The following is an 11,455-nucleotide window of genomic DNA, read 5'->3' as shown; positions in this document are numbered from 1 at the left end:
GACAATGAGTCAACCTTTTTTTTATATGTCATCTTCTAAATACATTTTTCGTACACGTTTGAATAATTCACTTGAATACACAAAGTCTGTAACGGCTGCATTATCTGTTTTGAAAATTTCTTTATTGGTGCCTTCCCATTCTAATAAACCGTTTTTTAAGAAAACGATTTTCTCGCCAATTTCCATTACCGAGTTCATATCGTGGGTATTAATCACTGTTGTGATATTGTATTCTTTAGTGATTTCTTGAATTAAATTATCAATAACAATGGCCGTTTTCGGGTCTAATCCAGAATTCGGTTCATCGCAAAATAAATATTTCGGGTTGTTAACAATTGCTCTTGCAATCGCCACACGTTTTTGCATTCCACCAGAAATTTCAGAGGGTTTTTTATGATTGGCATTGATTAAATTTACTCTATCAATTACAAAATTGACACGTTCTTTAACTTCTGCTGCTGTTTTATTAGTAAACATTTTTAATGGAAAACCGATGTTTTCTTCCACAGTCATACTATCAAACAAAGCGCTTCCTTGAAAAACCATTCCGATTTCGGTACGAATATCACGTTTTTCATCTTTGTTCATGTCTTCATAAATTCTGCCGTCAAATGAAATATGACCGCTATCCACTTGATGAACGCCTAATAATGATTTTAAAAAAACCGTTTTCCCAGATCCACTTTGTCCAATTACTAAACTGGTTTTTCCAGCTTCAAAACTTGTAGAAATACCTTTTAAAACCATTTGGTCTCCAAAGCTTTTTTTAATGTCGTGTACTTCAATCATTAGCTTAAAAGTAATTGGGTTAAAATATAATTCATTAAAATAATTACAACTGATGTCCAAACGAAAGCAACTGTACTAGCTTTACCTACTTCTAAAGCACCACCTTTCATGTAAAAGCCATGAAAAGAAGGGATTGTAGCTAAAATAAATGCAAATACTAACGTTTTAATAAAAGCATATGCGATATGAAAAGGGATAAATTCGTTTTGTAAACCTGTAATAAATTCTTGACTTGTAGTAAAACCACCATAAACACCAGCTAAATAACCACCGAATATTCCTAAAAACATGGCGATTCCAATCACAAACGGATAAAGCGTAGCGGCTATCATTTTTGGGAAAACCAAGTAATTTAAGGCATTTACACCCATAACTTCTAACGCTTCAATTTGCTCGGTAACACGCATAGAACCAATACTTGACGTAATAAATGAACCCATTTTTCCTGCCATAATGATAGAAATAAATGTCGGTGCGAATTCTAAAACTATAGATTGACGCGTAGCAAAACCTATTAAATATTTTGGAATTAACGGATTAGTTAAATTCAAAGCCGTTTGAATGGCTACAACTCCACCCACGAAAAATGAAATGAAACACACAATTCCAAGTGAATCAATAATTAAATCATCAATTTCCTTTAAGATAAGTTGTTTCATCACGCTCCATTTTACAGGACGATTGAAAACGTCTTTCAGCATAATGAAATAGCGACCAATTTGAGATAAATATCTAATCAACATCATAGTTTAAAAATATCTGCTAAAATAGTAAATTAATGTGTCAATTACCGATGTGCCAATTTGAAAATTACATAATATTTTTAATTGATGAATTGGCTAATTTTTAATTGGCTAATTGAATAACTTCGCTTTCATTTTTTTCCAACGGTAGTTTCGTATCCATTTGGCTTGTTCGGAATTAACAAATAATTGTTTTCCTGAAGATTTGGCTTTCCAAAATCCCATTATGTAATCGATGAACAATAATGGTTTTCCTTTTCTACTCGCTAATTTTAAAGAAGCTATTGCTGTAATGAAAATTCCGTAACCTAAACTATAAAAAGCTTCACCTTGTTTGTAACGCGCCGCTTTGTTATAACTGGCACCTGTTGGTTTTAAGTGTTTTACGTGTAAACTTTCATCAGTAATGACTTTCCAATTATAGAATTTACAAAGTAATTCGTCTACAGTATCCCAACCCATTGCTGGTTTTAAGCCACCAATTTGCTTGTATGTTTCTTTTCTGTAAGCTTTTAAAGCACCACGAATATGGTCTTTGTCGGTTAGGTTTTCTAAAACCCAATCGCCATTTTTTTCTATATAACAAAATCCACCTGCCATTCCAATTTTTGAATCAGATTGGAAATGTTTGATAATTGTTTCGAAATAATGGTTTGGAAAAATTAAATCGGCATCCACTTTTACGATAATATCGTAATTGTCATCAATATGTTTTTCACCTTCATGAAAAGCTTGAATTACCTTACTTCCTGGAAGATGAATCGCATCCGATTTTTTATTGACTAAAGTAATAAACGGAAATTTTTCTGAATAAGAAGTCACAATTTCTGCCGTACTATCCGTAGAACTATCATTCACCACAACAATTTTAGATGGCAAAACCGTTTGTTCTACTAAAGATTGTAAGGTCAAAGCCATAAAAGCTTCTTCGTTATAAGCAGGAATGATAATGTAGTAAGCCCTCCAGCCCCCGAAGGGGGAGTTGGAAGTATTTTGTGTTGATTTTATTTTGTTCATTATAAAACTTATTTTGCGTTTTATATTCCCCCTTTAGGGGTTAGGGTGCTTCTTTCAGCGTAAACCAAATAATATCTTGGTGTAAACCATCTCAATAACGGACGGAAACCAATTTTTTTCACAGGATGCGTGAATTTCACACTATCGATAATTTTAAAGCCAGTTTTTTCTAACAACCAATCCAATTGCCAATCTTCAAATTCGTGGTAATGTCTGTCCCATTTGTCGGTTTTACTTCTGTATGCCGATGAAAACCATAAACGTAAAGGAATAGAAATTAAAACTTTATCACATTTTACGTTTTCTAAAACAGTATACGGATTTAATAAATGTTCGAAAATTTCAAAACCTGTAAAAACATCGTAATTTTCTTCGCGTAAAGCGTTCTGATTCGCATCTAAATCTTCCCCTTTTGTATTGATAACTTTATAGTCATTTTCTAACATAATTTTCGAAAACGGATTAGGAACACCTAAATCGAAAATGGTTTCAGAAGTGGATATATGTTTTTTTAAAAAATCTAAAGTAATATTGAAGCGCTTGCTAGGATATGTTTTTTCGTACATTTTAATACTGTTTCAAGTTTAATGTTTCAAGTTTAAAACAAGAGTGTAAAAATAGTAAATAAACCTGAAACTTTAAACCTGAAACTTTAAACAAAAAAAAATTAAACTTTATAAACAATCGCATTAATATTCATTCCTGCTCCAACTGAAGCAAAAATAATCACATCGCCTTTTTTTAATTCTTGATTTTCAATTTTTCCATTTACGATTAAATCATATAAAGTTGGAACTGTCGCCACACTTGAATTTCCTAATTTGTGAATACTCATTGGCATCACACCTTCTGGAGGAGATTGGTTATATAATTTGAAAAAACGATGAATAATAGCTTCGTCCATTTTTTCATTGGCCTGATGAATCAATACTTTTTTGATATCTGTGATTTCGTAGCCACTTTTCTCTAAGCATAATTTCATCGCATTTGGAACATTGTTTAGTGCGAATTCGTAAATTTTTCGACCGTGCATTTTGATGTATCTCACATCTGCATCTAACTCTTTATTAAATGAATTTCCGAAATATAAATAATCCGCTTCGTCTGTCGCGTAAGTTGCAGAAGCATGGCTAATTATACCGCCTTCTTCCTCGGTAGCTTCAATAACTGTAGCGCCAGCTCCGTCCGAATAAATCATAGAATCTCTATCGTGAATGTCAACGACTCTTGATAAGGTTTCGGCACCAATGACTAAACATTTTTTCGCCATTCCAGCTTTGATATAAGCTTGCGCTTGAATAACTCCTTCAATCCAGCCAGGACAACCGAAAAGCATATCATAAGCCACACAATATGGGTTTTTTATACGTAATTTTTGTTTGACACGAGATGCTAAAGTTGGCACCGCATCTGCTTGAATTGCAGCGTGTTTTACGTTTCCGAAATTATGTGCGAAAATAATATAATCTAAAGTTTCAGGATCAATTTTTGCATCTTCAATAGCACGTTGAGCGGCAATTAAGGCAATATCTGAAGTCACTAAATCATCGCTAACATATCTGCGTTCTTGAATTCCAGTAATTTCTAAAAATTTTTCTGCAACCATTTCATTTGAATACGGAAAATCAGAACCATCCTCATTTAAAAAAGAATGCTTTGCGAAATCTAAATTCGTAACTTTTTCTGTAGGTATGTAGCTTCCTGAGCCAGTAATTTTAATATTCATTTCGGCAAATTTTAGTCTAAATTACTAAATTGAGAGTCATAAAAGGCTTAACAATTCGTAAATTAATTAATTATTACGAAATTGTTAAAATAATTCCTTTTTTTTATTGATTTCAGAATTTATGCAAACTTTATTTTCATTACAGTTGCCATGTTCAGTGCCATAGTTTTCATTTGGTCGGCTTTATTACCTTCGAAACTTTCTGTAATGGAAGTATAAAAATGATCTAACCAAATTTCGAAATGTTCGTGAGTGAAAGGATGTTTATCGTGAATGTCTTTATGAATTTGAAACATGTTGTTAGTATAACCGCCTTTTAAAAATAAACCTTGTTCCCAAAAGGTTGCTAAAGTTTCAAAATGTTCTTCTAAATGTTGATCTACGTGAGTTGCTTTAGTAAAAAAGAAATTGATAGATTGGTCTTTTAATAATCTATCGTAAAAATTTCTTATGATTAGGATGATATCTTCACGGGTTTCTATGTCTTTCATTTTGTTCAATTTTTTGCACTTCAAATTTACAACATTCCTTCTTGAAGAAATTGATATTTATCATATTTCAAAAAAAAATCCCAAAAACCGAATTGGAATTTGGGATTTTAAAGTTGTTTGTTTTTAGACTACGAAAATCGTAAATCTAAAATCGTACTTTAATATTACATGTACGCTTCAATTGGTGCACAGCTACAAACTAAATTTCTATCTCCATACGCTTCATCAACACGACGAACAGTTGGCCAGAATTTATTTTCAGCAATGTACTCTAATGGATAAGCTGCGTTTTCACGAGAATATGGATAAACCCATTCGTTTGCAGTAACCATAGCTAAAGTATGCGGAGCGTTTTTCAAGATATTTTGAGCATCGTCTTTTGTTGAAGCTGCAATTTCTTTACGAATTGAAATCATCGCATCACAAAAACGATCTAATTCTGCTAAATCTTCTGATTCAGTTGGTTCAATCATTAAAGTTCCAGCAACTGGGAAAGAAACCGTTGGCGCGTGGAAACCATAATCCATTAAACGTTTTGCGATATCCGTTACTTTGATTCCGTTGTCTTCAAAAGCACGACAATCTAAAATCATTTCGTGAGCCGCTCTTCCCATTTCTCCAGAATATAAAACTGGATAATGTGCTTCTAAACGCGCTTTCATATAATTCGCATTTAAAATAGCGTGTTTCGTAGATTTTGTTAAGCCTTCCGCACCTAACATACAAATGTATCCGTAAGAAATTAAGCAAACTAAAGCCGAACCATAAGGAGCAGCAGAAATAGCTGTAATCGCTTGATCACCACCTACTTTAATTACAGGATTTGTTGGTAAGAAAGGAACTAATTTATCGTTCACACAAATTGGTCCAACACCTGGTCCACCACCACCGTGAGGAATTGCGAAGGTTTTGTGTAAGTTTAAGTGACAAACGTCAGCACCAATTGTAGCAGGATTGGTTAATCCAACTTGTGCATTCATATTCGCACCATCCATATATACTAATCCACCATTTTCGTGAATAATGTCTGTAATTTCGATAATTGAACTTTCAAAAACACCGTGAGTTGAAGGGTAAGTTACCATTAAACATGATAATCTATCTTTAAATTCAATAGCTCTAGCTCTTAAATCTTCTACATCAATATTTCCTTCTGGAGTTGTTTTTGTAACGATAATGTCCATTCCAGCCATTGCTGCAGAAGCCGGATTAGTTCCGTGTGCAGAAGAAGGAATTAAACAAACCGTTCTGTGATCATCTCCACGAGATAAATGATACGCACGAATAGCCATTAAACCAGCATATTCACCTTGAGCACCAGAGTTAGGTTGTAAAGTTGTACCTGTAAAACCAGTAACGACATTTAACTGTTGTTCTAATTTTTTAAGCATAGTTAAATAACCTTCCGCTTGTTCGATAGGAGCAAAAGGGTGCATGTTGTTCCAATTTGCCATAGATAAAGGCAACATTTCGGCAGCAGCATTTAATTTCATCGTACAAGATCCTAAAGAAATCATAGAATGATTTAACGATAAATCTTTACGTTCTAATTTTTTGATATAACGCATCAATTGACTTTCCGAATGATGATTGTTGAAAACATCATGTTGTAAGAAAGTTGACGTTCTTTCTAAGTTTTCAGTAATTCTTCCAGAAGGTAAAAGGATTTTTACAGGTGTAAATTCTTTTCCAGTTGCTTCTGCGAAAATTCCGATAATTTGGTTGATGTCGTTAATCGAAGTCGTTTCGTTGAATGAAATCGAAATCGTTTCTGCATCAACATAAAAGAAGTTTACTTCATTTCTTTCTGCAATCGCTTTTACTTTAGCAGCATCTGCTTTTACTAAAATCGTATCGAAAAAAGAAGTATTCGTTTGGTAAACCCCTAATTTATTTAATTCTTCAGCAGTTGTGTGTGCAGAAGCGTGTACTTTATTTGCAATATATTTTAATCCTTTTGGTCCGTGATAAACCGCATACATTCCAGCCATAACCGCTAATAAAACCTGAGCAGTACAAATGTTAGAAGTTGCTTTTTCACGTTTAATGTGTTGTTCACGAGTTCCTAATGCCATACGTAAGGCACGGTTTCCGTTTACATCAATTGAAACACCAATAATTCTTCCTGGCATTGAACGTTTGTATTCGTCTTTTGTGGCGAAGAAAGCGGCGTGAGGTCCACCGTAACCCATTGGAATACCAAAACGTTGCGTCGTACCAACTACAACAGCAGCGCCCATTTCACCTGGAGATTTTAATTTAGCTAAAGATAAAATGTCAGCGGCAACAGCTACTTTAATTTCGTTTTCAGCTGCTTTTGCTATAAATGAAGTATAGTCGTTTGCTTGACCATATTTTCCTGGATATTGTAAGATGGCTCCGAAAAATTCTTTAGAGAAATCGAAAGTTTCATGATTTCCAACTACTAATTCAATTTTAAGTGGTGTAGAACGTGTTTGTAAAACAGAAAGTGTTTGTGGTAATATTTCTTCTGAAACGAAAAATTTCGTTACGTTGTTTTTCTTTTGATCACGAGAACGTACATCGAATAATAATGCCATTGCTTCTGCAGCAGCAGTAGATTCGTCTAATAAAGAAGCATTTGCAATTTCCATTCCTGTTAATTCGATAACTGTTGTTTGGAAATTCAAAATCGCTTCTAAACGACCTTGAGCAATTTCTGCTTGATAAGGCGTATATGCAGTATACCAACCTGGGTTTTCAAAAATATTTCTTTGAATAACTGCAGGAACAATTGCTGGGTTGTATCCTAAACCAATATATGATTTGAAAACTTTATTCTTTTTACCTAATTCTTGAATATGATTTAAGTATTCATATTCTGTCATTGGTTCGTCTAAATTTAATTCGTTTTTAAGGCGAATATCGTCTGGAATAGTTTCAAAAATTAATTGATCTAGTGAATCAACTCCAATAGTTTGTAACATATGGTTTAGGTCGTTTTCACCAGTTCCAATGTGTCTTAAAGCAAAAGCATCTGTTCTCATTATATATAAAAATAAGTTGTGTTTAAATTTGGATACAAAAGTAATTATTAATCTGTTAAAAATAATCGCTTTTAAACTGAAATTTTGTGATTTTTATCAACTAATAAGGCTTGTTATTAACACTTTGATTATTTTTGTTGAATGGTGATATGGAAGAAAATATTTGATTTTTATATTAAAAGCAGTTTGCACGTGGCTTTATCGGCTTTTGCATTGGTTTCCATGACAATGTACTTCTTCAACATATCAGAAAATTTTGAGGTGAAAGCCTTTGCTTTTTTCGGAACTATTGTAGGTTATAATTTTGTAAAATACGATGCGTTGGCAAGGTTAAACAAAATAACGATTAAGAAAGAATTGAGGTTGATTATTCTCCTTAGTATTTTTAGTGGGTTAGCTAGTTTTTATTATTTTCTAAAATTGCAATTTATCACCCAATCTGTAGGAGTTTTTGTTTTTGTATTGTTGTTGCTTTATACTTTGCCGTTTTTTCCAAATAAACGAAATGCTAGAAATTGGAAAGGCATAAAGATTTACATTGTGAGTTTGTGCTGGGTTGGCGTTACCGTAATTCTTCCATTAATTAACGCAAAAGTTGGATTTACATCTGACGTTTTATTACTGAGTATTCAAAGATTTATACTGATTTTTGTATTGGTTTTGATTTTCGAAATCATAGATATTAATACCGATGATCCACATTTACAAACCGTTCCGCAACAAATAGGGGTAGAAAAGACCAAATTATTAGGCTACGGACTTTTGATTGTTTTGCTTCTTTTAGAATTTTTATACGAAGCGAATCATGATTATACACCACTACTTTTTAAAATTATAGTTTCAGGTTCTATTGCTTTGTTTTTATATTTTGCCAATGAAAATCGATCGAGATATTATACTAGTTTCTGGGTGGAAGCGATTCCTGTTTTTTGGTGGTTGATGTTAGTTTTTGTTTACGATTAAACTTGTAGGTTTATTTCTCTGCTAAATTTTTCAAAACCGCATTTCTATGTATGATGAAATTCGTCAAATGTTTTTTCAATAGTAATTTATCGAAAAGTTGGCCGAAAATGCCAAAAGGCGTTTCGTATTCTAAAACATCTGTCACTTCTACATAGTTTTCTTTTTGTTTGAAAAGATGCTGATGTTTGAAACTTTTAAATTGTCCTTTTAGTTGTTCATCTACAAAATAAGTGGGGAAATCCATTTCAGAAATAAGACTTTGATGTGTTAAATACACGCCAAAATGTTTGCCTTTCCAAGTCACGGTTTCGTTTTTATTTATTAATCCAGATGTAATTCCAGCAATAGCAACTTCCTTAGTTTTACTTGCCGATTGCTGATGAATATCGATATTTCGATTGGTATCGAAAACGGTTTCAATGGTTGCGAAATAGTTTGTGGTGATTTTTATGGTTGTCATTTTAATTAAAAGTATTGGTAACACAGATTTACTCAAATTTCACAGATTGGTTTGTGTTAATCTGTGAAATCTGTGTCTAATTTTTTTGTAATAAATTTTCAAATGTTTTATCTACTGAATCGTACTTAAAAATAAATCCGTTTTCTTGTAAGCGTTTTGGAATTACGTTTCGACTTTTCAAAACCAATTCGGTTTCGGTATTAATTATTTTTGAACCCAATTCTAATAGCCATTTCGGTTGAGAAAATCCAAACGGCATACCAACCGTTTTTCGTAATTTCGACATAAAGTCTACGTTTCTAATCGGATTTGGAGACACTATATTGATCTCGTTTTCCAATTTGTTTTCGATAACAAAAGCAACGGCTCTGGCAAAATCTTTTTCGTGAATCCAACTGATAAATTGCTTACCATTTCCTTGTTTTCCGCCCATTCCTAGTTTTGCTAAAGTTTTTAATGGAATAAATGCACCGCCATTTTTTCCTAAAACTATAGAAGTTCGTAACGCTGTTTTTAAAGTTTTCGGAGTTTTAGTTTCGAAGAACGCTTTTTCCCAACTTTTAGCGATGTTCATAGAGAAGTCGTTACCAATTTCTCCAGTAGTTTCATCCATTTGTTTGTCTAATGAAAAACAATAAATAGTAGAAGTCGAAGAATTTAACCAATGTTTCGGTGGATTTTCACATTGTAAAACGGCTTCATTTAAAATTTTGGTACTCTCAATTCTAGAGTTAAAAATCGCTTGTTTGTTTTTTTCGTTGTATCTGCAATCCACAGATTTCCCTGCTAAATTGATTAAAACATCTGTGTTTTCTAATTCCTTTTCCCAACCAGAAAATGTTTTGGCATTCCAGTTTACATATTTGATGTTGTTCTTATTCTCAGATTTTCCTCTCGTGAGAATGACAATTTCATCGAAAGAATCTTTGAAATGGTCGACTAAAACCTGGCCTAAAAATCCGGTTCCAGCTGCTATGATAAGTTTTTTCATTTTATGTGTTTAAGATAATTCCTAGTGCAATAATTCGATATAAAACCCAAGTTAAGGTTAGATATTTTGGTAATTCAAGAATATTGATTCTTCTATAATGTTCCGCAATCATAATACAAACCGTCAGTCCAAACCAAGTTAAGATAAAAAGATGAGGTAATTCAATAATTGATGAAAGTAGAATTATTGGAACTAAAATAATAGCACCTAATAAAGATATCGTAATTAAATTTCCAATATAATTAAGGTTTGTTTTTTTATCTGTTTTAGTTAGAAATAAAAGTTGAAAACCAATTTGTCCAATCGCTAAAATAACTTCTCTATAAATGGATGCGTTTGGAAGTATAGTTATAATTTGAGCACATTTGTATAAAGTGAAAATCGTAATTATAGTGGCGAAAATGATATAAATTAGTCTGTATTTGATATTAAAATCGGGAACACATTCTAATTTTATTTCAGTTTTTTTCTTACTTGGCATTATCACTTTTCTATTGTAAGAAATAAAAGAATAGAGCTTTTTAAGTAGAAAATTTATCGGTTTCCAATTTCCGACTTTTTCCATCCAAGGAAATGAAAAACCAATCACTTTTAACAAACTGTCAATGCCATAAAGAACGGTTTTATTTTCATTATCAACCAAAGCAATTTCATTAGAAGCGCGTTGTACATCAATAAAATTTTGTTCTTCTTCCGTTAATTGACAATAGGGTTTTTTACCGTTTTCGTCTAACATTCCAGTTGTGATAAACCCTTTAGTATACACTCGGCAAAGTGGACATTCTTCGTCGTAAAGTAAGGTTTGGTTTTTTAGCGTTTTCATTTTTTATAGTTTCAATTCCGACAGGGTTTTAAACGCTGTCGGAGCTAGGATTTAATTTACCCGTTAATTACAATTCTTTGTTCTACTTGTGTTTGACTGGCTTTGCGTTTTCCTCTAAAAAAGAAATATAAGTTTAAGAACAACATAATTCCTAAATAGATGGCAAATCCGCCAATTTTATAACTTAAGGCTTCAATTAAACTTTGATAATCGTCTTTGTAAATTGTCATTTCTAAAATCATCAAAGCAAAACCCAAATTAAGTAAATAAAAACCGGTTTCAAATAATTTATTGGTCGCCGTTGCAATTTCTTCTCGGCCTTTAAAAATATCTAACATGAATATTTTACTGTTTTTGAATAATGTTTTGCTTACGTAATAAGTTAAAAATAAAGCAATTGGTAAGTAAATGGCATATCCGACTAAGATTTTTGTAGTTTCCATA

Annotated in this window: 12 protein-coding genes; 1 reads left to right on the top strand and 11 read right to left on the bottom strand. The window is 32.5% G+C overall.

All coding sequences use genetic code 11. The annotated features are described in order from the left end of the window. Positions 1 to 21: 21 nt before the first annotated feature. The 7 genes from G6N05_RS13440 to gcvP all read right to left on the bottom strand — a co-directional run bounded on the left by G6N05_RS13440 (position 22) and on the right by gcvP (position 7,774). Positions 22 to 789 (bottom strand): ABC transporter ATP-binding protein, encoded by a 768-nt coding sequence (locus G6N05_RS13440; RefSeq protein ID WP_166130565.1) that lies wholly within the window; start codon positions 787 to 789, stop codon positions 22 to 24. Further along, positions 789 to 1,535: an MlaE family ABC transporter permease gene (locus G6N05_RS13435; protein ID WP_166130561.1), complete on the bottom strand. Its 747-nt coding sequence runs from the start codon at positions 1,533 to 1,535 to the stop codon at positions 789 to 791. Before G6N05_RS13435 ends, G6N05_RS13440 begins: the two co-directional genes overlap by 1 nt. Before the next feature lie 108 nt (positions 1,536 to 1,643). Further along, positions 1,644 to 2,549 (bottom strand): glycosyltransferase, encoded by a 906-nt coding sequence (locus G6N05_RS13430; RefSeq protein WP_166130556.1) that lies wholly within the window; start codon positions 2,547 to 2,549, stop codon positions 1,644 to 1,646. Positions 2,550 to 2,569: 20 nt separating this feature from the next. After that, positions 2,570 to 3,115, bottom strand: a complete 546-nt coding sequence (locus G6N05_RS13425; protein WP_166130553.1) for a class I SAM-dependent methyltransferase — start codon at positions 3,113 to 3,115, stop codon at positions 2,570 to 2,572. A 101-nt stretch (positions 3,116 to 3,216) separates the two neighbouring features. Continuing rightward, entirely contained in the window at positions 3,217 to 4,275 is a 1,059-nt protein-coding gene (locus tag G6N05_RS13420) for a 3-oxoacyl-ACP synthase III family protein (protein WP_166130550.1), read from the bottom strand. 119 nt (positions 4,276 to 4,394) lie between these two features. Beyond that, entirely contained in the window at positions 4,395 to 4,766 is a 372-nt protein-coding gene (locus G6N05_RS13415; RefSeq protein ID WP_166130546.1) for a group III truncated hemoglobin, read from the bottom strand. 164 nt (positions 4,767 to 4,930) lie between these two features. Further along, positions 4,931 to 7,774 carry an aminomethyl-transferring glycine dehydrogenase gene (gcvP, locus tag G6N05_RS13410; protein ID WP_166130542.1) on the bottom strand — a complete coding sequence of 948 codons (2,844 nt, stop codon included), beginning with the start codon at positions 7,772 to 7,774 and terminating at the stop codon, positions 4,931 to 4,933. A 192-nt stretch (positions 7,775 to 7,966) separates the two neighbouring features. Here gcvP and G6N05_RS13405 point away from each other — a divergent pair, with 192 nt between their 5' ends. Next, positions 7,967 to 8,737, top strand: coding sequence for a UbiA prenyltransferase family protein (locus G6N05_RS13405; RefSeq protein WP_317167489.1), 771 nt, complete (start codon positions 7,967 to 7,969; stop codon positions 8,735 to 8,737). Between the two features lie 10 nt (positions 8,738 to 8,747). Here G6N05_RS13405 and G6N05_RS13400 read toward each other — a convergent pair whose 3' ends face one another. The 4 genes from G6N05_RS13400 to G6N05_RS13385 all read right to left on the bottom strand — a co-directional run bounded on the left by G6N05_RS13400 (position 8,748) and on the right by G6N05_RS13385 (position 11,454). Next, positions 8,748 to 9,197 carry an SRPBCC family protein gene (locus tag G6N05_RS13400; protein ID WP_166130534.1) on the bottom strand — a complete coding sequence of 150 codons (450 nt, stop codon included), beginning with the start codon at positions 9,195 to 9,197 and terminating at the stop codon, positions 8,748 to 8,750. Positions 9,198 to 9,273: 76 nt separating this feature from the next. Continuing rightward, positions 9,274 to 10,188 carry a TIGR01777 family oxidoreductase gene (locus tag G6N05_RS13395; RefSeq protein WP_166130529.1) on the bottom strand — a complete coding sequence of 305 codons (915 nt, stop codon included), beginning with the start codon at positions 10,186 to 10,188 and terminating at the stop codon, positions 9,274 to 9,276. A gap of 1 nt (position 10,189) precedes the next feature. After that, on the bottom strand, positions 10,190 to 11,011 hold the full coding sequence (locus G6N05_RS13390) for a thiol-disulfide oxidoreductase DCC family protein (protein WP_166130523.1): 822 nt from the start codon (positions 11,009 to 11,011) through the stop codon (positions 10,190 to 10,192). Positions 11,012 to 11,067: 56 nt separating this feature from the next. After that, positions 11,068 to 11,454, bottom strand: coding sequence for a hypothetical protein (locus G6N05_RS13385; protein WP_166130518.1), 387 nt, complete (start codon positions 11,452 to 11,454; stop codon positions 11,068 to 11,070). Position 11,455: the final 1 nt, after the last annotated feature.

Origin of the sequence: Flavobacterium bernardetii (genome assembly GCF_011305415.1) — a bacterium.
GTDB lineage: Bacteria > Bacteroidota > Bacteroidia > Flavobacteriales > Flavobacteriaceae > Flavobacterium > Flavobacterium bernardetii.
This window is presented reverse-complemented; position numbering and strand designations above follow the sequence as displayed.